This window comes from Plantibacter sp. PA-3-X8 (assembly GCF_003856975.1).
Taxonomy (GTDB): domain Bacteria; phylum Actinomycetota; class Actinomycetes; order Actinomycetales; family Microbacteriaceae; genus Plantibacter; species Plantibacter auratus.
In genome coordinates this window covers 1,025,147-1,045,344 of record NZ_CP033107.1, presented here as the reverse complement: position 1 = coordinate 1,045,344, position 20,198 = coordinate 1,025,147, and the positions used below count along the sequence as shown (strand labels likewise).

21 protein-coding genes are annotated in these 20,198 nt (G+C 70.2%); 14 read left to right on the top strand and 7 right to left on the bottom strand.

The window, feature by feature from the left end; all coding sequences use genetic code 11:
- Positions 1-49 precede the first annotated feature (49 nt).
- Together EAO79_RS04935 and EAO79_RS04930 are read left to right on the top strand one after the other, a co-directional pair.
- Complete coding sequence (locus EAO79_RS04935) at positions 50-262, top strand: DUF2945 domain-containing protein (RefSeq protein ID WP_079704533.1); 213 nt, start codon at positions 50-52, stop codon at positions 260-262.
- A gap of 68 nt (positions 263-330) precedes the next feature.
- Positions 331-1,239, top strand: coding sequence for a cation diffusion facilitator family transporter (locus tag EAO79_RS04930; RefSeq protein ID WP_124768061.1), 909 nt, complete (start codon positions 331-333; stop codon positions 1,237-1,239).
- A 21-nt stretch (positions 1,240-1,260) separates the two neighbouring features.
- On the opposite strand, the gene EAO79_RS04925 is transcribed toward EAO79_RS04930, so the two are convergent.
- From EAO79_RS04925 to EAO79_RS04915, 3 genes are all read right to left on the bottom strand, one after another.
- Positions 1,261-2,448, bottom strand: coding sequence for a cobalamin-independent methionine synthase II family protein (locus EAO79_RS04925; RefSeq protein WP_124768059.1), 1,188 nt, complete (start codon positions 2,446-2,448; stop codon positions 1,261-1,263).
- Positions 2,449-2,494: 46 nt separating this feature from the next.
- The gene (locus EAO79_RS04920; protein ID WP_124768057.1) at positions 2,495-2,698 is read right to left on the bottom strand and encodes a hypothetical protein; all 204 of its coding nucleotides are present in this window, start codon (positions 2,696-2,698) and stop codon (positions 2,495-2,497) included.
- Positions 2,699-2,858: 160 nt separating this feature from the next.
- Complete coding sequence (locus tag EAO79_RS04915; RefSeq protein WP_124768055.1) at positions 2,859-3,416, bottom strand: GNAT family N-acetyltransferase; 558 nt, start codon at positions 3,414-3,416, stop codon at positions 2,859-2,861.
- A 52-nt stretch (positions 3,417-3,468) separates the two neighbouring features.
- Here EAO79_RS04915 and EAO79_RS04910 point away from each other — a divergent pair, with 52 nt between their 5' ends.
- The 8 genes from EAO79_RS04910 to EAO79_RS04875 all read left to right on the top strand — a co-directional run bounded on the left by EAO79_RS04910 (position 3,469) and on the right by EAO79_RS04875 (position 12,475).
- On the top strand, positions 3,469-3,756 hold the full coding sequence (locus EAO79_RS04910) for a hypothetical protein (protein ID WP_124768053.1): 288 nt from the start codon (positions 3,469-3,471) through the stop codon (positions 3,754-3,756).
- Between the two features lie 62 nt (positions 3,757-3,818).
- Positions 3,819-4,547: an alpha/beta hydrolase family protein gene (locus EAO79_RS04905; RefSeq protein WP_124768051.1), complete on the top strand. Its 729-nt coding sequence runs from the start codon at positions 3,819-3,821 to the stop codon at positions 4,545-4,547.
- Positions 4,548-4,686: 139 nt separating this feature from the next.
- Positions 4,687-6,039 carry a cytosine permease gene (locus EAO79_RS04900; RefSeq protein WP_124768049.1) on the top strand — a complete coding sequence of 451 codons (1,353 nt, stop codon included), beginning with the start codon at positions 4,687-4,689 and terminating at the stop codon, positions 6,037-6,039.
- A 67-nt stretch (positions 6,040-6,106) separates the two neighbouring features.
- Complete coding sequence (locus tag EAO79_RS04895; RefSeq protein ID WP_124768047.1) at positions 6,107-7,660, top strand: hydantoinase/oxoprolinase N-terminal domain-containing protein; 1,554 nt, start codon at positions 6,107-6,109, stop codon at positions 7,658-7,660.
- Positions 7,657-8,760 (top strand): DUF917 domain-containing protein, encoded by a 1,104-nt coding sequence (locus EAO79_RS04890; protein ID WP_124768045.1) that lies wholly within the window; start codon positions 7,657-7,659, stop codon positions 8,758-8,760. The genes EAO79_RS04895 and EAO79_RS04890 overlap by 4 nt, the downstream gene beginning before the upstream one ends.
- Entirely contained in the window at positions 8,757-9,905 is a 1,149-nt protein-coding gene (locus tag EAO79_RS04885; RefSeq protein ID WP_124768043.1) for a DUF917 domain-containing protein, read from the top strand. The genes EAO79_RS04890 and EAO79_RS04885 overlap by 4 nt, the downstream gene beginning before the upstream one ends.
- A 9-nt stretch (positions 9,906-9,914) precedes the next feature.
- Entirely contained in the window at positions 9,915-10,970 is a 1,056-nt protein-coding gene (locus EAO79_RS04880) for a DUF917 domain-containing protein (protein WP_124768041.1), read from the top strand.
- Positions 10,967-12,475: a CdaR family transcriptional regulator gene (locus tag EAO79_RS04875; protein WP_124768040.1), complete on the top strand. Its 1,509-nt coding sequence runs from the start codon at positions 10,967-10,969 to the stop codon at positions 12,473-12,475. The genes EAO79_RS04880 and EAO79_RS04875 overlap by 4 nt, the downstream gene beginning before the upstream one ends.
- A gap of 245 nt (positions 12,476-12,720) precedes the next feature.
- Here EAO79_RS04875 and pdxY read toward each other — a convergent pair whose 3' ends face one another.
- Positions 12,721-13,569 (bottom strand): pyridoxal kinase PdxY, encoded by an 849-nt coding sequence (pdxY, locus tag EAO79_RS04870; RefSeq protein WP_124768038.1) that lies wholly within the window; start codon positions 13,567-13,569, stop codon positions 12,721-12,723.
- Positions 13,570-13,739: 170 nt separating this feature from the next.
- Here pdxY and EAO79_RS04865 point away from each other — a divergent pair, with 170 nt between their 5' ends.
- The 3 genes from EAO79_RS04865 to EAO79_RS04855 are packed head-to-tail and all read left to right on the top strand — an operon-like array spanning position 13,740 to position 15,861.
- Positions 13,740-14,750, top strand: coding sequence for a diacylglycerol kinase family protein (locus tag EAO79_RS04865; protein WP_124768036.1), 1,011 nt, complete (start codon positions 13,740-13,742; stop codon positions 14,748-14,750).
- Between the two features lie 37 nt (positions 14,751-14,787).
- Positions 14,788-15,303 (top strand): helix-turn-helix domain-containing protein, encoded by a 516-nt coding sequence (locus EAO79_RS19315; RefSeq protein ID WP_079704520.1) that lies wholly within the window; start codon positions 14,788-14,790, stop codon positions 15,301-15,303.
- 9 nt (positions 15,304-15,312) lie between these two features.
- Positions 15,313-15,861: a PIN domain-containing protein gene (locus EAO79_RS04855; RefSeq protein WP_124768034.1), complete on the top strand. Its 549-nt coding sequence runs from the start codon at positions 15,313-15,315 to the stop codon at positions 15,859-15,861.
- A gap of 26 nt (positions 15,862-15,887) precedes the next feature.
- Here EAO79_RS04855 and EAO79_RS04850 read toward each other — a convergent pair whose 3' ends face one another.
- Positions 15,888-17,222: an MFS transporter gene (locus EAO79_RS04850; RefSeq protein WP_124768032.1), complete on the bottom strand. Its 1,335-nt coding sequence runs from the start codon at positions 17,220-17,222 to the stop codon at positions 15,888-15,890.
- Between the two features lie 10 nt (positions 17,223-17,232).
- Positions 17,233-17,511 carry a hypothetical protein gene (locus EAO79_RS04845; protein WP_124768030.1) on the bottom strand — a complete coding sequence of 93 codons (279 nt, stop codon included), beginning with the start codon at positions 17,509-17,511 and terminating at the stop codon, positions 17,233-17,235.
- Positions 17,512-17,708: 197 nt separating this feature from the next.
- On the opposite strand from EAO79_RS04845, the gene EAO79_RS04840 reads away from it, so the two are divergent.
- The gene (locus EAO79_RS04840; RefSeq protein WP_124768028.1) at positions 17,709-18,224 is read left to right on the top strand and encodes a GNAT family N-acetyltransferase; all 516 of its coding nucleotides are present in this window, start codon (positions 17,709-17,711) and stop codon (positions 18,222-18,224) included.
- A gap of 7 nt (positions 18,225-18,231) precedes the next feature.
- On the opposite strand, the gene EAO79_RS04835 is transcribed toward EAO79_RS04840, so the two are convergent.
- Positions 18,232-20,193 carry a hypothetical protein gene (locus tag EAO79_RS04835; protein ID WP_124768026.1) on the bottom strand — a complete coding sequence of 654 codons (1,962 nt, stop codon included), beginning with the start codon at positions 20,191-20,193 and terminating at the stop codon, positions 18,232-18,234.
- Between the last annotated feature and the right edge of the window lie 5 nt (positions 20,194-20,198).

Sequence of the window (20,198 nt, the reverse complement as noted above, 5' to 3'; positions counted from 1 at the left end):
ATCGTCGCTGTCACGTCGCGCGCGCGGCGTGGAGCGCCGAGGAGGCAGCATGGCAGACGTACGAGTGGGCGACCGCGTGTCGTGGGGCACCTCGCAGGGGCGGACGCAGGGGAAGGTCGTCGAGCGGAAGACCGCGGACTTCCAATTCGACGGCCAGCACTTCACGGCCTCGACGGACGAGCCCGCGTTCATCGTGGAGTCCGAGAAGACCGGCGCGAAGGCCGCACACAAGGGCTCCGCGCTTCGCGTCCTGAAGCCCTGAGGCCCTGACCGCTGTCGTCCGGTGTCCGGGCGTACGCAGCGCACCCCGGCTAGGCGTAGCGTTGGCGCATGACCGTCGTGATCGCCTTCCTGGCCAACGTCATCGTCGCCATCGCCAAGTCCATCGTCGCCGCGCTCACCGGGTCGGCGTCGATGCTGGCCGAGGCCGCCCACTCGTGGGCCGACGCGGGGAACGAGATCTTCCTCCTCATCGCCGACAAACGGGCCGACAAGCAACGAGACGCCGCACATCCGCTCGGCTACGGCCGTGACGCGTACATCTTCTCGCTGTTCGCCGCCTTCGGGATCTTCACCGTCGGTGCGGTCGTCTCGATCCAGCACGGCATCCAGAGCCTCACCGCACCGGAGGCGATGGAGGACTACGCCCTCAGCTACCTCGTGCTCGGCGTCGCCTTCCTCCTGGAGGGCTTCTCCTTCACCCAGTCGATCCTCGAGGGCCGGCGCACGGCGAAGAAGTACGGCCGCGGCTTCTTCGACTACATCGTGAACGGCTCCAACACGACGCTCCGCTCGGTGTTCTTCGAGGACTCCGCAGCACTGCTCGGCCTCATCATCGCGGGAACCGGCATCGGCCTCCACCAGGTAACCGGCGACCCGGTCTGGGACGCGATCGGGTCGATCGCGATCGGCGTCCTGCTCGGCGGGGTCGCGCTGCTGCTCATCAACCGCAACCGGCGCTATCTCCTCGGGGCCTCGCCGAGCCCCACGTACCGCGCGCAGACGATCACCGCGCTCCTGTCGCACCCGGAGATCGAACGGGTGACGGCGCTGTACCTCGAGTTCAGCGGACCGGAACGCCTCTTCCTCGTCGCGTCCGTCGACCTCGTCGGCGACGACCGCGAGAACGACGTCGCGCGTCAGCTGCGCCGACTCGAGGGCGACCTCGAGCAGGACGACCTCATCGGCAAGGCCGTGCTCACGCTCTCGGTGAGCGACGAGCCGTCGATCACCGTCTGAGCGCGACGCCGAGCCGAGGACTCAGGCGCCGAACAGCCGCTTCGACGCGATCGCAGCGCCCTCGACGAGCGCACCGAGCTTCGCCCACGCGACATCGGTCGCGACGAACTCGTAACTCGCGAAGGTGGAGAGCCCGCAGTCGGTGCCCGCGATGACGCGCGTCGGATCGCAGACCGCTTCCGCGACCTCCACGATGCGGTTCGCGATGACCTGCGGGTGCTCCAGGTAGTTGGTGGTCACGTCGACGACCCCTGGGATGAGGAGCGCGCCCTCGGGGAGCGGGTGCTCGCGGAACGCCGGCGCCTCGTGCTGGTGCCGCGGGTTGCCGAGCGGGATGCTGAACGCGCCCACCCGCGCCCGGTAGAGGTGCGGGAGGAGCACGTCGACCGGGACGTCGTCCTGGTGCGGCCCCTGCCAGTTGCCCCAGCAGACGTGGAGCCGGACCTGCTCGCGGGGGATGTTCCGGATGGCGTGGTTGAGGGCGTCGACGTGCAGGTCCACGGCCGCGAGGAACTCCTCGAGCGTCGCGTCACCGAACTGGATGACCCGCTCCATGGCGAGGTCCGGGGCGTCGAGCTGCAGGACGTGACCCCGGGCGACGATCGCCTCGTACTCGATCCGCAGTTGCTCGGCGAGCGCGAACACATAGGCGCGGTCGTCGCCGTAGAACGGGTTCGCGGCGTCGAGCAGCAGCGTCGTCGACACGATCCCGGGCGTCGCCGCGGAGAAGAAGGTGCCGGCGGGTGTGCGTCCCTGGCCGGCCTGCACGGCGAGCTCCCGTTCGAAGCCGTCGAGATCGGCGGTGATGCCGGACAGCGTCGGGTCGTACACGAGCTGCCCCTGGGCCATCGGCGGATCCCACACCCGTGCGACGTCTGCCCCCTCGACGATCTGCTTCGCCTGGAACGCCGCGTAGTCCGGGAATCGCACGGAGTCGAGCGTCGGCTTACGGTGTCCTGCACCGCCGAAGCCCTCGATGCGTTCCAGCACATAGGTGGAGAAGCCAACGCGCGGGACCTCGCCGTCGTTGATGAGATCGAGACCGGTGGCGAGCTGCGCGGCGACCGTCGAGGCCACCGCATCCGCCGTGACCTCCTCCAGCTCGGCGACGTCGAACGTCCGCCGCTGGTCGCGGGCCACGAGCAACCGGGTCAACTCGGGCGTGCGCGGCAGGCTCCCGGCGTGCGTGGTCAGGATGCGGTCGGTCATGCGTGGGCTCCTCGGTGCGTGGCGCGGGTGGATGTGGACGGCACGCTCACGCCATGCAGGGAGCCCACTCCTGATTGGAGAGTTCCCGCTGCTCGTTCTCGGTCTGGAGGAGCCAACCGGTCTTCGTCGCGCCTCGGTACTGCCCGCTCACGAGGTCGGCGCACCAGGAGCGACCGTCGAAGGCCCACCGGACGAAACTCGCCTCGCTCCCCTTGCGCAGGAGCGGGCGTTCGCGTTCTACCTGACTCATGTGTTCCATCTCGACCGTGGCTGACATATCTTCCAACCGTATCGAGGAACGTCGTCGGTGAACAGACTGCTTGCGTTTCGCGGCCGGTTGCCCGAAAATACCCGGTCGCGCCCGGAAGCGGCGTCCTTCTGCACGCTCGGAGATCGGGTGCGGCGGTCGTTCAACCCACGAACGCGCGGAGCGCCTCGTCGCTGAGCACCCGGTCGGCGAACACGAGGCGCACGGCATCGGGATCCGGGTTGCCCGCGTCGGGGCCACGCCAGACGACCTCCAACCCCGCGCGTTCGGCAGCCCGTCGTGAACCATCGTTGTGCTCCAGGAGGAACGCCACCACGGGCAGGTCCGGTGCCGACGCCGTTGCCGCGGCTCGCGCGGCCGCGATGAGCTCCTGCGCGTATCCGCGCCCCCAGGCCGCGGGCGCCAGGCGGTAGTAGAGGTTCCAGGCGACCCCGCCACGCAGGCTCGGGCCGCCGATGCCGACCAATGCACCCGTCGCGGTGTCACGCGCCACCCACACGTCGAGACCGTTCGCCTCCCAGCCGGCCTGGTACCGCTCGATCAACGCGCGGGTCTCGTCGAGCGCCGTGTGTCGGGCGGACGGCAGGTGCGTCCAGACCGCGGGGTCGGCATGGAGCTCGTGGAGCTCCGGCAGATCCCGATCGGTGGGGCGGGTGAGCGTCAGTCGTTCCGTCAGGGTCGGCGGAGTGGCGTCGGTCATGCCCTCCATTCTGCTCTGGTCGGCGGCTGGCCCAACTCGATACCCTGTGCCCATGGCTGGGAAGAACGAACCGATCTCGGCACGCGCGTGCGCGATCCTCAGCATCGCCATCGCCGCGTTCTCGATCTTCATCGTCGCGTCGACGGTGAGAGACGGCGGGTCATGGACGTTCTCGGTGCTCGCCTGCTTCGTGCCGCTGCTGTTCGCGGCCCAGGGCATCAGGATGAGTCGCCAACCCGGCGCTCCCTGGCCCACCTTCAGCCTCATCGGGTCGATCGTGGGCGCAGCACTCGGACTCGTGTCCTTCGGTGCCTTCGCCTGGTTGCTCGTGCGGTCCTGAGCGCAGCGACGGAGCGTGGTGTCGCCGCGTAGAGTCGTCCCCAGCACCGACGGAGGAGGGCCATGCGACTGCACGTCGAGGAACGCGGGCACGGCCCGGTCCGGATCGCCCTCATCCACGGATTCCTGGCCGACGGAGCCGCCTGGACCGACGTCGTCGCAGCGGCCGACCCGGAGCGGTACACGTTCCTGCTCGTCGACCTCCGCGGTCACGGCTCCAGCCCACGCGCCGATCGGCCCCGGGGCGAGCAGTACGACATCACCTCGCTCGCGGCCGACCTCGTCGAGACGTTGCCGAACGGCCTCGACGCGATCGTGGGCCACTCCCTCGGCGGGCGGCTCCTCATCGACATCGTGGGGCCGCTCCGCCCGGCGCACGCGATCTACCTCGATCCCGGGTTCGGCCTGAAACTGCCGGGCCGAGGCCTCGGCGCACGACTGTTCTGGAGCATCCCAGGGCTGCCTCGGCTCCTGGCCTGGTTCTACGACCGCACGGACCCAGCGACGGGTCCCGCGAACGTCGCGCTCGCCGAGGCCGCGCATGCCGCGTGGGACCGCTCGATGATCGCGGAGGTGCTGCAGGACGTCGCAGCGAACCCGGTGACGCCGTCGGCGCCGATCGTCCCCTCGACGCTGGTGCTGTCGGACGACGCGAAGCTCGTCGTTCCGCGAGCGGACGTCGAGCAGTACGACCGGCTCGGCTGGACCGTCACGCGGTTCCCTGGCATCCGCCACGACATGGCGGCACTCGACGGCGCACGCACCTTCGAGGTGATCCAGGCGTCGCTCTGAGCACCAGCAGACCGGAGCGCTTGTGCAGAGTGCTGATATCGCGCGCACATTCCTGCATGATGCACATTCTGCTGCGGGCGAGCCGTCAGTAACGTTGCCGCCACCCGCACCGCTCCCTCCCCCACTTCTGGAGACCAGCATGGCTCGCATGGCACACGCAGACGACTTCGCCCTGTCCCGCGTCCGTCCCGACGCACAGAAGCCCTGGTTCGGCATCGCCGTCCAGCGCTTCGGACAGGTGTCGGCCCTGTCCCAGTTCCTCCTCGGCGCCACCCTCGGCTACAGCATGACCTTCGGCGAGGCGTTCCTCGCTCTGCTCCTCGGCTCGATCATCCTCGAGGTGATCATGTGCATCGTCGGCATCATCGGCCAGAAGGAGGGCCTCAACACCGCCCTCCTCGCCCGCTGGACCGGCTTCGGCGAGATCGGCGCGTCACTCGTCGGACTCGCGATCGGCATCAGCCTCATCGGTTGGTTCGGCATCCAGAGCGCCATCTCCGCCGAGTCGCTCGACGCCCTCCTCCCCGGCTTCATGCCGGTGTGGGCCTGGAGCCTCATCTTCGGTCTCGCCGTCACCGCCATCGTCGCCTACGGGTTCAAGGGCATGCAGTGGCTCGCGAACATCACCGTCCCGCTGTTCCTCATCCTCGTCGGCTGGTCGATCCTCAGCGAACTCACCCAGCACGACTTCATGGAACTCGTCACCGGCCCGGCACCCGGCCCCACCATGAGCGTCTGGGCCGGCACGGGCATCGTCGCGGGCGGTCTCATCGTCGGCGCCATCATCACCGCCGACATGACCCGCTTCAACCGGTCCCGCGCCGATGTCATCAAGCAGACCGTCGTCGGCGTCTCGCTCGGTGAGTTCGTCATCGGCCTCTCCGGGGTCCTGCTCGCCCACGCCGCAGCGTCGGGCAACGTCGTCGCGATCGTCACGTCGTCGGTCGGGCTCATCGGCCTCATCATCGTCATCACCGGGACGCTCAAGATCAACGACTGGAACCTGTACTCGTCGACGCTCGGGCTGGTCAACTTCATCTCGACCGCGTTCGGCAAGAACCTCAACCGCGTGACCACCACCATCGTGCTCGGTGTGGTCGGTTCCATCCTCGCGGCGGTCGGCATCCTCGGGCAGTTCTCCGGCTTCCTCATCATCCTCGGCGTCGCCTTCCCGCCCATCGCCGGCATCATGGTCGCCGAGTACTTCATCGTGAAGCGCTGGCGCGGCGAGCTCGACGAGACCCGCGCCTCGGGCCGCCTGCCCACGACCGCGCCGCGCATCGTCCCGGCGACCATCATCATCTGGGCCGTGTCCGCGATCACCGGGTACTTCGTCACCTGGGGCATCCCGGCCGTGCTGTCGCTCATCCTCTCGATGGTGCTGTACATCGCGGCGGGCAAGCTCGGCCTGGTGCGAGGTGTCGGCGTCGCCCACACCTCGCAGATCGCCGCACCCGAGCAGGCGGACACCACCTCCCCCGCCACGAACTGACCCGGCGCCCGGCGCACCGTTCCACCGCACACCGCTCCACCGCACCAACAGAAAGCGAACCCCTCATATGCACATCGGTATCGATGTCGGCGGCACCAACACCGACGCCGTGCTCATGGACGGCACCACCACCCTGGCGGCCGTGAAGCACGCGACCACCCCGGACGTGACCGACGGGATCGTCCAGGCGATCGGCGAACTGCGCAGCGGCCACCACTTCGACGGCGAGCAGATCACCGCGGTGATGATCGGGACGACCCACTTCATCAACGCCCTCGTGCAGGCCAAGCGGCTCGCACCCACCGCGGCACTGCGACTCGGGCTCCCGGCGACCCGCGCACTGCCACCGCTCGTCGACTGGCCGGCGGAGCTCGTCGAGGCGATCAGTGCACGCAGCTACCTCGCGCATGGCGGCTACGAGTTCGACGGACGCCCCATCTCACCGATCGACCCCGACGAGCTGCGGGCACACGCCGAGGACATGCGTGTCAACGGCATCCGCTCCGTCGCGATCTCCTCCGTCTTCAGCCCCGTCAACCACGACCTCGAGGTCGAGGCGGCGCGGATCGTCGGCGAGGTCCTCGGCCCGGACGTGGCCATCTCGCTCTCGCACGAGATCGGGCGCATCGGCCTCCTGGAGCGCGAGAACGCGACGATCATCAACGCAGCCCTGCGCGAGCTCGCGTCGGAGATCGTCGACGGGCTGACCGCCGCCGTCCGGAAGCAGGGCATCGAGGCGCCCATCTTCCTCAGCCAGAACGACGGCACCCTCATGGACGAGGACTACGTGCGCCTCTACCCCGTTGCGACGTTCGCCTCCGGCCCCACCAACTCGATGCGAGGGGCGGCACTCACGAGCGGACTCGCAACCTGCGCGGTCATCGACATCGGCGGCACCACGGCGGACATCGGCCTGCTCATCAACGGCTTCCCCCGCGAGACGGCGAACGAGGTCAAAGTCGCCGGCATCCGAACCAACTTCCGCATGCCCGACGTCCTGTCGATCGGCATCGGTGGCGGCAGCATCGTCGACGAGGAGACGGCCGAGGTCGGGCCGGCTTCCGTCGGGTACAAGCTCATGACCGAGGCCCTCGTCTTCGGCGGCAGCACCCTCACGGCGACGGACATCGCCGTGGCCGCCGGTCGCGCGTCGATCGGTGACGCCTCGAAGGTCGCCCACCTCGACCCGGTCTTCGTGGAGCGCGTCCTCGAGCGGATCGGCGAACGCATCGCCGAGGCCGTCGACCGCATGCGCACCTCCCCCGAGCCGATCCCCGTGGTGGCGGTCGGCGGCGGGTCGATCCTGCTCTCAGACGAACTCCCCATCTTCGGCGCCGTCCACCGGCCCGACAACTACGCCGTGGCGAATGCCATCGGTGCTTCCATCGCGCAGGTCGGGGGCGAGATCGACAAGGTCTACGCCATCGAACCCGGCCGACGCGAGGAGGCGATCGCCGAGGTCCGTGCCGAGGCGATCGACAAGGCGATCGCGGCCGGCGCCTCCCCCGCGTCGGTCGCGATCGTCGATTTCGACGAGGTCCCGATCCCCTATCTCCCCGGGAACGCCACGCGCATCCGGGTGAAGGCCGTCGGCGACCTCGACATGGGAGGCCTCCGATGAGCTGGACCATCTCGGCCGAGCTCATCCCCGGCCTCGCCCGCGGTGCGGCCGTCCTCGGGACCGGCGGTGGCGGTGACCCGTACATCGGCGCACTGCTCGCCGCGCAGGCACTCCGTGAGCACGGCGACGTCACCGTCGTCACCCTCGACGAGGTCCCTGACGACGCGCTCGTCCTCACCGTCGCGATGATGGGCGCCCCGACCGTCATGGTCGAGAAACTGCCCAGCCTCACCGAGGTCGTCGCTCCGGTCCACGCCCTCAGTGCCTCCCTCGGTCGCCCGGTCACGCACATCGCGTGCGCCGAGGTCGGCGGCGTGAACTCGACCATCCCGATCGCCGCAGCCGCAGCGCTCGGACTCCCCCTCATCGATGCCGACGGGATGGGGCGGGCCTTCCCGGAGCTGCAGATGGTGCTCCCGACCCTGTACGGGATAGACGCCTCCCCGCTCGCGTTCAGCGACGAGAAGGGCAACACCGGCGTCCTCACGACCGTCGACAACAGCTGGACGGAACGCATCGCCCGCGTGGCCTGTGTCGAGATGGGCTGCTCGGTCATGATCTCCGGCTTCCCGATGTCCGGCGCGCAGGCCCGCGAGGCGCTCGTCGCCGACTCACTGTCGCTGTGCCGCGAGATCGGCGACGGCATCGAGGCGGCCCGAGCCGAGAAGGCCGACCCCGTGGAGCGGACCGTGCAGCTGCTCGGCGGTCGCGAACTGTTCTCCGGCAAGGTCGTCGACGTCGAGCGCGCGACCACCACCGGGTTCGCCCGAGGTCGCGCACGGATCGACGGGGTCGACGCGAGCCTCGAGCTGTCCTTCCAGAACGAGCACCTCATGGCCGCGCTCGACGGCGTCACCCTCGTGACCACGCCCGACCTCATCATGGTGCTCGAGCACGACTCCGGCGAGCCCATCACCACCGAGGGGCTCCGCTACGGACAGCGTGTCCGCGTGATCTCGGCACCGAGCGACGACCGCTGGCACAGTCCTGAGGCGCTGGCGATGGTCGGGCCGGGGTACTTCGGGTACGAGGTGCCCTCGCACCGCTTCGACGGCACGGCCGAGACGCCTGCGCCGGACGCGCCGGAGGTCGCCGCATGAGCTGGACGCTGACCGCGGACGACCTGCCCGACCTCGCTCGAGGCGCCACCCTCCTCGGGACCGGCGGCGGAGGTGACCCGTACATCGGCATGATGCTCGTGAAGCAGGTGCTCGGCGACCGCTCCATCACGATCCTCGACCCCGACGACCTCGCCGACGACCTCTTCGTCATCCCCACCGCGCAGATGGGCGCTCCAACGGTCATGGTCGAGAAGATCCCGGCCGGGTTCGAACCGACACTCGCCCTGCGGACACTGGAGGAGCACCTCGGGCGCACCGCCGACGCGACCATGCCGATCGAGTGCGGTGGCATCAACTCGATGATCCCGCTCATCGTGGCCGCCGAGACCGGGCTGCCGGTCGTCGACGCCGACGGCATGGGCCGGGCCTTCCCGGAGCTCTCCATGGAGACCTTCGCGGTGTACGGCGTGCACGGTTCGCCGCTCGCCATCGCCGGGGAACGCGGCGAGCGCGTGATCATCGACACCGGCGACGACGACCGACAGATGGAGTGGTTGGCGCGCGGCATCGCGATCCGACTCGGCGGGGTCGCGCACATCGCCGAGTACGCGATGAGCGGGGCGGACGTGCGTCGCACCGCGGTGCCGCGGACGATCTCGATGGCGCTGGCCCTCGGCCGGGCGATCCGGGTCGCGCGCGAGGAGCACCGTTCGCCGTTCGCCGCCATCGCCGACACGCTCTCCACGACGCTCTACTCCCACGTGCGGGAGCTGTTCGTCGGGAAGGTGGCCGACGTGGAGCGTCGCACCACCGAGGGCTTCGCCAAGGGCACGGCCGTCATCTGGTCGGCCGACCCGTCGAGCTCCGAACGCCTCGAGATCTCGTTCCAGAACGAGAACCTCATCGCCCGGTGGAACGGAGAGGTCGTCGCGATCGTGCCGGACCTCATCTGCATCGTCGACCACGAGACCGCCGAGCCGATCACCACGGAGGGCCTCCGCTACGGCCAACGCGTCCGGGTCCTCGGGATCTCGACGCCCGCACTCATGCGCACGCCCGACGCGCTGCGCGCCTTCGGACCGACCGCGTTCGGGCTGACGGAGCCGTTCGTCCCGGTCGAGGGCGAGGCAGCGGCTGCGGAAGCCGCGGATGCGTTCGCCGCTGGTCAGGCGGTCCGAGCCTAGGCTGAGGGCATGCCGACCCTCCTCGAGCGCGATCGCCTCCCCGCCCTGGCGACGGGGTTCGCGATCCTGGGCTCGGGAGGTGGCGGCGCGACGACGATGCTCGAGCTGGCCCTCCGCGACGAGCGCGCCTGGCCGTTCGACCTCCACAGCGTCGACGACCTCGACCCGGAGACCCCGTGTCTCGCCGTCGGCTTCGTCGGCTCGACGATGCTGCTCAGTGAGCGCCTGCCCGGCACGGACCCGTTCGGGCGGCTGATCGGGGCCGCGGAACGCTGGCTCGGACACCGCATCCCGGCCATCTGTTCGTTGGAGGGTGGCGGGGTCAACGGGCTCACCCCCTTCGCATTCGCCGCGGGGCGGACCATCGTCGACGCTGATCTGACCGGGCGTGCCGTCCCCTCGCTCGACCAGATGTCGATCCTCGTGGACGAGGTCCCGGGCATCGTCGTCACCTGCGACACCGGTGCCGGCGGGGTCGCCCTCGTCGAGACCGAGCGGGCCCTCGACATCGAACGCGTCGTCCGCGCGGCGATCGTGCAGGCCGGCGGCAGCGGCGGCATGGTGTTCGCTGGCTTCACCGTCGGCGACCTCCGCGCGCACGCCATCGTCGGGAACGCCGCCCGGGCACTCGAGCTGGGCGGGGCGTTCCTCGCACGGATCGACGGCCCGTTGACCGCCCTGGCCGAGTCGCTGGGTGGACGGCTCCTCGCGGAGGGACGGGTCAGCAGCATCGAGCCGGACTCCCGGGACCCGCACGTGCTCACCTTCGGGATCGACGGGAGCAGTGGCGCGCTGCACCGTCTCGTCGCCCGCTCCGAGACGCTCGCGTTCATGACCGACGGACGACTCGAAGCCGCCGCGCCGGACCTCATCGTCGTGGTCGACGCCGTCTCGCGGGACATCCTCGAGGTCACGGCGATCTCGATGGCGAGACACGTCGCCGTCATCCGGGTCGATGGTCCGGACTGGTGGTCCGGCTCCCCGGAACGACTCCGCCATGTGCTCCCGTCCGCCTACGGCCTGGACGAGCTCGACGAAGTCCGGACCGACGAGGTCCCGGCATGAGCGATCGCCTGCAGTTGGGCGCGCTCCTCGCGCACCCCGACAACGGTGGCGTGCGGCTCGTCGCCGGCCCGGCCGACGCCAACTGGGCCGGCGTGGTGGTCGAGACGAACGAGGCGGCCCTCCCCGAGGACGGGGCCGGCCGACTCGCCGTGGTGACCGGAGCCCCACCCACGAGGCCATGGCAGCAGGACGCACTCGTCCGCCGCACCCGGGATCGCGGCTTCCTCGCCCTGGCGATCCCGGAGGCCGACGGCTTCGGCGCGGGGACGCGCGCGCTCGCCGACCGACTCGGCTTCTCGCTCCTGCACGTCGACCGACCGATGCTGCTCGCGAAGGCGTGCTGGCAGCTCGTCGAGGCCCGCGACTCCCTGACCCTCGGGTACGTCCGCAAGGTCGCGCAGTCCATCGAGTACCACGCCGAGGGACTGGCCGACCTGCTCCGCCACCTCTCGACGAGCATCGGCCACGGGATCGCCCTCATCGACAGCGAGGGCGTCCTGCTCGAGGCCGGCGGGCGGTTGCCGTCGGAGGTGCACGCGGCGATCGACTTCGGCCCCTGGGTCGACCTGACGAAGGCCGGGCAGGGCGCTGCGGCATCGGTCCGGGTCGACAGCCCGAGCCGGGAGGGCCTCCGGGTCGCGTTCTTCGGGGACGGACTCGACGACCGACAACTGAGTGCGCTCGCGGTCGCCGCCGAGGTCGCCATGCCCGCCGTCGCGGCGCGGATCCTCATCGACGAGGTCGCCGAGGTCAGTGACGCATCCGTGTCGTCCGGCGTCCTGCGGGACTTCGTGGACCTCCGAGGCCGCCCCGATCCCGACGTCGAACGTCGCATGCTCGAGCGGGGCTGGCGGACGACCGGCTACCACCTCGCGTTCCGCATCGTCGGCCGGAGCCGGGTGGACGCCCTGCAACTCCTCCGCTTCGTGACCGGCGCACTCGGGCGGATCGCCGTGGACTCCCATGCGACGACGAGCGGCCGCGGGGTGAGCGGTTGGCTGACCTTCGCCGAACCGCCGGAGCCACCGCAGGTCGAGCGGTACATCGCCGCTCTCCGCGACCTGCACGTCGAGGCGCGGCGCTCGTTCAACGTCGCGACGGCCGTCGGGTCGCTGGCGAGCGGATCGGCGGGCCTGACGTCGTCACTCGGGGAGGCGTCCGACGCGGTGCGCATCGCCGCGAACCGGTCCACGACGGGCTGGTTCGTGCGGGTGGACGGCCTCGGCCTGGAACAGCTCCTGCTCGCCTGGACCGGCAACGACACCTTCGTCCCGGCGGCGCGGTCGCTCCTCGCACCGTTGCAGACCGGCAACGGTGAACTGCTGACGACACTGTCCGCCTACCTCGACCACGAGTCCGCGGTCGCGCCGACCGCCGCCGCCCTCGGACTGCACCGCAACACCGTCGCGACGCGGATCACACGCGCGCAGGAGCTCCTCGGCGTCGACATGGCGGACCCGGAGGTGCGCCTCGCGCTCCACCTCGCCTGCCGCGCCGTGCGGTGACGGAGGGCGCTGAGCCAGCCTGGTCACTGAGCTTGTCGAAGTGCCGCCCTTCGACAAGCTGAGGGACCGGAAACCGTTCGAGACACCTTCCCCGGTCACTGAGCCTGTCGAAGTGCACACGGACAACCCCGCCCTTCGACAAGCTCAGGGACCGGATGGGGCGCTGAGGGACCGGATGGGGCGCTGAGGGACCGGAAAAAGGGAGCTGAGGGACCGGAAGGGGAGCTGAGGAGCTGGAGTCGGGCTCAGACCGCCGTCGCGGTGAACTGCATCCTCGGGTTCGCGTAGAACTCCTGCGCCTCGACGAGCTGCAGCTCGCGCTGGCCGGAGCGGTACGTGAGCTCCACGAGGTCGAACACACTCGACGCCGTCCGCTCCAGGGCGAGCTTCGCGTCGCGCGTCTCGCCGTAGTGGGCGGCGAACAGGGCGGCCGTCACGTCGCCCGAGCCGTTCGCCTTGAACGGCAGCAGCGGCGTCTGGACGATCCACCGACCGGCATCGTCCACGACCAGCATCTCGATCGTCTCGGGGTCGCGGTCGGGACGCTCGACGCTCGTCACCAGGACGACCGACGGGCCCATCGCACGAACCAGCTCGACCGACGCCAGCGTGGACTCAAGGGACGCGGGCTCGGTGCCCGTGAGGAAGCCCAGCTCGAACTGGTTCGGCGTGATGATGTCGGCGTTCGGCACGACGCGGTCGCGCAGCAGGTCGGGGATCTCCGGGGCGACGAAGCAGCCGGACTTCGCGTTGCCCATGACCGGGTCGCACGCGTACAGCGCGTCGGGGTTCGCCGCCTTGACCCGCTGCACCGCGTCCACGATGACGTCGCCGATGCCGACGCCGCCCTGGTAGCCCGAGAGCACGACGTCGATCTGCGGGAACGCACCGCGCTCCTCGACACCGGTGATGACCTCGCCGACCTGCTCCGGCGAGATCAGGGGCCCGCGCCACGCGCCGTACCCGGTGTGGTTCGAGAAGTTCACCGTGTTGACCGGGATCACCTCGACGCCGATGCGCTGGAGGGGGAACACTGCCGCGGAGTTGCCGACGTGCCCGTAGGCCACGGCTGACTGGATGGAGAGGATCTTCACGATGTCGCAATCACGATGGGGAGGCCGCCGCGGACACTGCGTTCGTGGCGGGCATGGACGGTGCCTGCAAGGACTCAACGATACTCTTCCGCCGCCTACAGACCCCACGTGCCGCGTCAACCCGGAGACGAGATATCCACGCTGCCGGAATCCGCTCCTATGCTGATCGGATGACGACTCCTGAGAGCACGACCGCGCCGGCCGACGCCACCGCCACGAAGGTCGCCGCCATCATCTACAACCCGGTGAAGGTCGACCTCGACGCACTCCGTGAATCGGTCGAGCGCTCGGCGTCCGACGCCGGATGGGCCGAGTCGCTCTGGTTCGAGACGTCCGTCGACGACGTCGGCCAGGGGGTCACCGCCGATGCCATCGCAGCGGGCGTCGACCTCGTCATCGCGGCCGGCGGTGACGGCACCGTCCGCGCCGTCTCGGAGGGCCTCCGCGGCAGCGGCATCCCGCTCGCCCTGCTCCCGTCGGGTACCGGCAACCTGCTCGCCCGGAACCTCGACCTCACGCTCAACGACCTGCCCGGCTCCGTCATCACGGCCTTCACCGGCACGGACAAGGCGATCGACCTCGGTGTCATCGACATCGAGCGCGCCGACCACTCCCGCGACCGCCATGTGTTCGTCGTCATGGCCGGCATGGGCATCGACGCGAAGATGATCAAGAACACCGACGACGACCTCAAGGCCAAGGCCGGTTGGGCCGCCTACGTCGACGCGATCGTGAAGTCGTTGCGCGACCCGGACGAGCTGCACCTGCGGTTCCGGATCGACGACGAGCCGCAGACGCGCGCGACCGTCCACACCGTCATCATCGGGAACTGCGGCTCGCTCCCGGCCAACATCCTCTTGTTGCCCGACGCGGTCGTCGATGACGGGCTGTTCGACCTCATGTTCATGCGTCCCGGCGGAATCCTCGGCTGGATCCGCATCTGGGCGAAGGTCGCCTGGGTGAACGGCGTCCTCCGCCGGACGAAGGCGGGCAAGGCCCTCGCCGGCAAGCAGAAGGACGACGGCGAGCTCCGCTACGGCACCGCGAAGCGCTTCATCGCCCGCATGTCGAAGCCTGAGGAGATCGAGCTCGACGGCGACGGTTTCGGCAAGGCCGTCGCGATCAACACCTGGATCGAGCCCGGCGCCCTCACGGTCCGCGTACCCGCCGCAGCCGAATAGCCAGGTTCTTTTCGAATCTTTCGAATAGAATCGAGTTGTGAATCCCCTCGACACGCCTCGCGCGACCAGCAAGCCTCGCACCTACCTTCCCGACGGCGACACCCGGGCCGACATCGTCGATTTCGCGAAGACGCTCCGGGCGATCGAGTCGTACCTCACCACACACGCGAGCCAGGCGGCGCTCGTGGCTCCTGACGGCTCCCAGCGGTCCATCCCCGACGAGATCTTCCGCGCGCTCGAGCAGGTCGCGAACGCGTTGGCCAACGGTCACGGAGTCACGGTCGCGCCCTACAGCACGCAGATGACGACGCAGGAAGCGGCCGACTTCCTCGGCGTATCGCGACCGACGTTGGTGAAACTCCTCGAACAGGGAGAGATCGCTCACGAAAAGCGCGGACGCCACCGACGGGTGATGCTTCGCGATGTCGTCGAGTTCCAGGAACAAGCGCGGAGCGAACGTCGCGACGCGCTGACGGATCTGGCTCGGGCGGGCCAAGGATCCGCACTTCGTTCCGAGTCGATGCCGACGCTGAAGCGCCTCGACGAGGAGTGACGCGAGGGCATGGCATTTCCCGCATTCTTCGACACGTGTGCGCTGTACGGTTCGACCCTGAATGACGTGTTCTTGTGGCTTGCCCACCGCGGCGCGTTCCGACCGCTGTGGTCGGTGGGCGTCATGACCGAGCTCGACCGGAATCTTCGGGGTCACGGGGTCGACGTGACGCTCGTCGAGAAACGGCTGTCCACGATGGGGCGCGCCTTCCCCGACGCGTTGGTGAGCGGATACGACGATCTGATCGATGGGATGACCTGTGATCCGAAGGACCGCCACGTCCTGGCCGCGGCGGTCCGCGCCAATGCCGAGGTGTTGGTGACCTTCAACATCACCGACTTCCCACCGGAGTCCGTGAGCCTGTTCGACATCGAGGTCGTCCATCCGGACGAGTTCCTCCTCGATCAGCTGGACCTGTACCCGGGTGTCACCCTTTCAGTGCTCGAGCATCTCGTCGCCACCTACGAGTCGCCTTCGCTCACGATGGACGAGTTGCTGCAGTCGCTCGCTCAGGCGGGTGTGCCGAAGTTCGCCCAGGATGTCTACCGATTCCTCTGAAGTCGCCAGCTCAGCGGCGAGCGGGCTCACCCGCGAGGCGTGACCCGGCGGGCCCAGAGCAGCACGGGGATGAGCAGGAGCGCGAGCACCCCGCCCGCGATCGACAGCGCCTCGTAGCCGACCCCGGCCATCACCACACCCGACATGACGCCGGCACCTGCGCCGGCGAGGGCGATGAGGACATCGAGCGTGCCCTGGGTGCGGGCGCGGTTGGCGGGCACGGTGTGGTCGACGACGAGCGCGGTGCCCGCGATGAGGCCGAAGTTCCAGCCGAGTCCGAGGAGGGCGAGCGCCAGGATGAGCAGGCCGAGCGAGTCCGCCGGCGCGAGTGCTCCCGTGACACCGGCGAGCAGGAGGGTCACGCCGGCGGCGATCGCCATCGGGGTGCGGCCGATCCGATCGACCAGGACGCCGGTCACGAGCGAGGGGAGGTACATCGCCGCGATGTGGATCCCGATCACGAGCCCGACCTCGCCGAGGCCGTGGTGGTGGGCGCGCATGTGCACCGGGGTCATGGTCATCACCGCCACCATGGCGATCTGCGTAACCACCATGACCGCGGCGCCGACGTAGGCGCCGACGCCGGGACGCGGGCGTGCGGCGGTCGTCGGCGATGCCTGCTTCGACCCCACCTGTTCCACGGCGGTCTGCTCCGCGGCGGTCCGCTCCACCTCCAGCTGCGCGAGCTCGGCGTCGAGACGGCGGGCGAGGAGGAACGGGTCGGGTCGGAGCAGCACGAGGAACGCCGTCCCTGCCGCGAGGTAGGCGACCGCGGCGAGGAGGAACGGCCCGGCGAGCGACGGCAGCCCGAGGCCGGTCGCGAACGATCCCAGCGGCTCGACGAGGTTGGGGCCGGCGACGGCGCCGAGCGTCGTCGACACCATCGCGACGCTGATCGCAGAACCACGTCGGGCCGGGGTCGCGAGATCGGTGCCGGCGTAGCGCGCCTGGAGGTTCGTGGCCGTGCCAGCGCCGTAGACGAACAGCGACAGGAAGAGGAGCGGCACCAGAGCGGTGGTGGCGGCCACGACCACACCGATCGCGCCGCCGCCGCCCGCCGCGAATCCGAGTCCGAGCCCGATGCGCCGGCCGAGCCGCTGGGTGACGCGCCCGACGAGGAACGCGGTGAGCGCGGAGCCGAGGGTCAGGAGCGCGGCTGCGACGCCCGCGAGGCTCATGCTGCCGAGGACGTCCTGCACGAGGAGCGCCCCGACCGTCACCCCGGCGGCGAGACCGGCGCCACCGAGGACCTGGCTGATGACGACGACCGTGAGCGTCCGCCGCTGCACCCGGGCGCGCTCCGCGGCGATGACAGCTCTGGCGTCGGTCTCCCGGGAATCGCTCTCGCCGCGCTCGCTCATGCTCCGACCGTCAGCGTCGCGTGGAGATGCGACCGTAGGCGTCGACCGTCACGATGAGCGACTCGACCTTGCGGTTCACGACGCGGATGATCACGACGATGAGCCAGAGCCCGCCGGTGATAAGCGTCAGGATCAGGTTCCAGAACCAGCCGATGCGCTTCTGCCGCTGCAGCACAGCCTGCTGGCCCTGCACCGACGACACCGTCCAACCGTGCGCGGCGTAGCGGGCGACTTCGGCGTTCAGGACGGCGGTGAGCTGCTCCATCGGGAGCGGAGTGGAGGAGGACATGCCTCGAATCTACCCGTCACGGGCACCGGGCCCCTGAGCCCAACACCGTCGGTCCCTGAGCCGCACACCATCGGTCCCTGAGCCTATCGAAGGGCGCCCCGGCTCCCTACGGCCGACCCCTGAGCCCAACACCGTCGGTCCCTGAGCCCGACACCACCGGTCCCTGAGCTTGTCGAAGGGCGCTCTACGATCGATGTATGCGCATCCGTCTCGCCGAACCCGCCGACCTGCCTGGCGTCCTCGCCATCCACACCGACGCGGTCGCGAACGGTGTCGCGATCTGGACCGAGGTCACACCCGACCTCGCCGAGCGCGAGGCATGGCTCGCCCGCCACCAGGAGCCGGGCCGGGTCGCGCTCGTCGCCGTCGCCGAGCGCGCCGACGACGCGCTCCCCGAGGGTGACGTCCTCGCCTACGGCAGCTACGGTCCGTACGCCGCGAAGGACGGGTACCGCCACACCGTCGAGAACTCCGTGTACGTCCACCCGGACGCGCAGGGGCGCGGCCTCGGCAAGGCGCTCATGGTCGAGCTGCTGGAACGCGCCACGACCGACGGCCACCACGTCATGCTCGCCCTCATCGAGGCCGAGAACACCGCATCGATCGCCCTGCACACGAAGCTCGGGTTCGAGCAGGTCGGCCTGCTGCCGGAGGTCGGGACGAAGTTCGGCCGCTGGCTCGACCTCGCCATCCTGCGCCGCACGCTCGCCTGAGCAGGATCTACGAGCCCGAACCGGCCATCACGACCCGGGCGACCGCACCCGCACCGAGGTCCACGACGCGCGGCTCGGACGCGCCGTTCAGGATGACCCGGACCGGCGACTCGCCGAGGTTCCCGAGGATCACGACGGTCTCGCCGGCGCCATCGACGGCGGCGATCGCGGTCACGCCTGCCGGTGAGACGGGCGGCACGGCGACCGGCGACACGGCGACGGGCGAACCGGCACCGAGCGACACCCCGCCGATCCCGACCGCGACGCGCTGCTGTCCGCTGAGCTCGGCGATCCACCCGAGCGCCCGTCCCGCAGCCGTCAGCGTCCCGTCGGCCGCGACGAGCCCACGCGGTCCGGTCGCCTCGAAGTACGACAGCGACTCGACACCCGGGACGGCCAGCGCCGCGACACTGCCGACCACCCACGCGCCGAGTGCCTCGGCCGACTGCCGGTCGTCCGTCGCGCCGGGCACGTGCTCCGCGCCGAAGCCCGCGCGGAGTTCCGCGTCACGGGAGTCACCCGCGCTCGCCCGCGTGGTGGCGACCGCGTTGTAGCGGGCGCCGAGCGTGACCGGCCCGACGTGCAGCGGGCGGCCGTCGGCGATCCTGACAGCGTCCGCCACGACGACGGCCTGCATGCCGAGCGACTCGACGAGCTGGTGCCCGCCACGGTCGTGCATGAACGGCGTGATGCTGAAGGCCACCGGGCCCGCCCAGCGCTCGAGACGCGCGTGGTTGCGGTTGAGCTCCGTGAAGTGCGCGCGCGTGCCGCCGACGAGCTCGGGGTGCGGCGTCGGGCCCTCGGCCCACAGGGTTCGCAGGACGTCGCCGAGCGCGGTCAGCAGCGCGCCCTCCGAGAGGTGGGTACGGCGATGGAACGCCCCGACGCGCACGACGGGCACGGCCGCGTCATGGAGCCGCCGCAGCACCGGCTCGGCCTCCTCACCCGTCCCGAGCACCAGTCGGAGGTCGAGGGGCCTGGCGCCGGCCTGGCGTACGGCGCGGTCGAGGATGGCCGGCCAGTCCGGGTTCGTCGGGTCGATCTCCACGAGGATCCCGGTGATCGGGTCCGGGACCGCCCCACCAGCGCGTCCGCCGTCGGGGTCGCTCGACACCGAGGTCGAGATCGTGGGGACGACACTGTCGAGTGGCGCGCCGATCCGCCCGTCGACAGACTCCAGGACCGGGTCTTCTCCGTGCACCGCGACCTCCGGCTCGGGCACGACGGTCACGGCGAGCGGCGTCGCCAGTGGGGCCTCGGCGCGCTCGACAGCACCGGCCCGCGCACAGCTGACCTCGACGGACTGCTCCACGACGTCACCGACCGCCAGCGCCACGGGGAACGGCAACGAGAGCGGCGTCGAGTAGGTCTTGAACGAGGCGTCGGTCCAGTTGCGCTGGTCCTCCATCTCGAACACGTCACCGCTGAAGCGGGCCGTGGTCGCGATGCGGTCGCCGGTCCAGGCGAAGGACTCGATGCGGATCGCCGGCTGATGCGGAGCGACGTGCTCCGGGAGGCGCGTGGTCGTCGTGGACCCCTCCGGGTGGCCGACGACGAGCTCGGTGCCGGCGAGGGCCGGTGACTGCAGCACGATGAGACCGATGCGCGCGCGCCGGAACGCGGCGGTCACCTCGGCCCGGACGGCGACCCGCAGTGTCGACGCACCGAGGTCGACCGACAGGGACCAGGCGACGGTCTCGCCGTCGTCGCCGACCCGGCCGCGCAACTGCAGGCCGCTCGTCGTGTGGTCGACCGCGTCGACGATGACGGGCAGCGTCTTCCAGTCCTGGTCACGAACGACGAAGCGGATGCTGCGCAGCACGAACTCGCCGTCGAAGGCGATGTCGTCCAGCTCCGAGCCGCGAAGCGAGGCCGACCAGGGCCCCCGGCCGACGGCGAGGGCGTCGCGCTCGCGGTCGAGCAGCAGGTCGGATGCGACGCGGAAGGTGGTTCCCGAACGCGAGGTCATGATCG

What these genes read in the sequence shown, in the direction of transcription:
- EAO79_RS04935 (WP_079704533.1), top strand. Translation starts at nt 50, where the DNA reads ATGGCAGACGTACGAGTGGGCGACCGCGTGTCGTGGGGCACCTCGCAG.
- EAO79_RS04930 (WP_124768061.1), top strand. Translation starts at nt 331, where the DNA reads ATGACCGTCGTGATCGCCTTCCTGGCCAACGTCATCGTCGCCATCGCC.
- EAO79_RS04925 (WP_124768059.1), bottom strand. Translation starts at nt 2,448, where the DNA reads ATGACCGACCGCATCCTGACCACGCACGCCGGGAGCCTGCCGCGCACG.
- EAO79_RS04920 (WP_124768057.1), bottom strand. Translation starts at nt 2,698, where the DNA reads ATGAGTCAGGTAGAACGCGAACGCCCGCTCCTGCGCAAGGGGAGCGAG.
- EAO79_RS04915 (WP_124768055.1), bottom strand. Translation starts at nt 3,416, where the DNA reads ATGACCGACGCCACTCCGCCGACCCTGACGGAACGACTGACGCTCACC.
- EAO79_RS04910 (WP_124768053.1), top strand. Translation starts at nt 3,469, where the DNA reads ATGGCTGGGAAGAACGAACCGATCTCGGCACGCGCGTGCGCGATCCTC.
- EAO79_RS04905 (WP_124768051.1), top strand. Translation starts at nt 3,819, where the DNA reads ATGCGACTGCACGTCGAGGAACGCGGGCACGGCCCGGTCCGGATCGCC.
- EAO79_RS04900 (WP_124768049.1), top strand. Translation starts at nt 4,687, where the DNA reads ATGGCTCGCATGGCACACGCAGACGACTTCGCCCTGTCCCGCGTCCGT.
- EAO79_RS04895 (WP_124768047.1), top strand. Translation starts at nt 6,107, where the DNA reads ATGCACATCGGTATCGATGTCGGCGGCACCAACACCGACGCCGTGCTC.
- EAO79_RS04890 (WP_124768045.1), top strand. Translation starts at nt 7,657, where the DNA reads ATGAGCTGGACCATCTCGGCCGAGCTCATCCCCGGCCTCGCCCGCGGT.
- EAO79_RS04885 (WP_124768043.1), top strand. Translation starts at nt 8,757, where the DNA reads ATGAGCTGGACGCTGACCGCGGACGACCTGCCCGACCTCGCTCGAGGC.
- EAO79_RS04880 (WP_124768041.1), top strand. Translation starts at nt 9,915, where the DNA reads ATGCCGACCCTCCTCGAGCGCGATCGCCTCCCCGCCCTGGCGACGGGG.
- EAO79_RS04875 (WP_124768040.1), top strand. Translation starts at nt 10,967, where the DNA reads ATGAGCGATCGCCTGCAGTTGGGCGCGCTCCTCGCGCACCCCGACAAC.
- EAO79_RS04865 (WP_124768036.1), top strand. Translation starts at nt 13,740, where the DNA reads ATGACGACTCCTGAGAGCACGACCGCGCCGGCCGACGCCACCGCCACG.
- EAO79_RS04855 (WP_124768034.1), top strand. Translation starts at nt 15,313, where the DNA reads ATGGCATTTCCCGCATTCTTCGACACGTGTGCGCTGTACGGTTCGACC.
- EAO79_RS04850 (WP_124768032.1), bottom strand. Translation starts at nt 17,222, where the DNA reads ATGAGCGAGCGCGGCGAGAGCGATTCCCGGGAGACCGACGCCAGAGCT.
- EAO79_RS04845 (WP_124768030.1), bottom strand. Translation starts at nt 17,511, where the DNA reads ATGTCCTCCTCCACTCCGCTCCCGATGGAGCAGCTCACCGCCGTCCTG.
- EAO79_RS04840 (WP_124768028.1), top strand. Translation starts at nt 17,709, where the DNA reads ATGCGCATCCGTCTCGCCGAACCCGCCGACCTGCCTGGCGTCCTCGCC.
- EAO79_RS04835 (WP_124768026.1), bottom strand. Translation starts at nt 20,193, where the DNA reads ATGACCTCGCGTTCGGGAACCACCTTCCGCGTCGCATCCGACCTGCTG.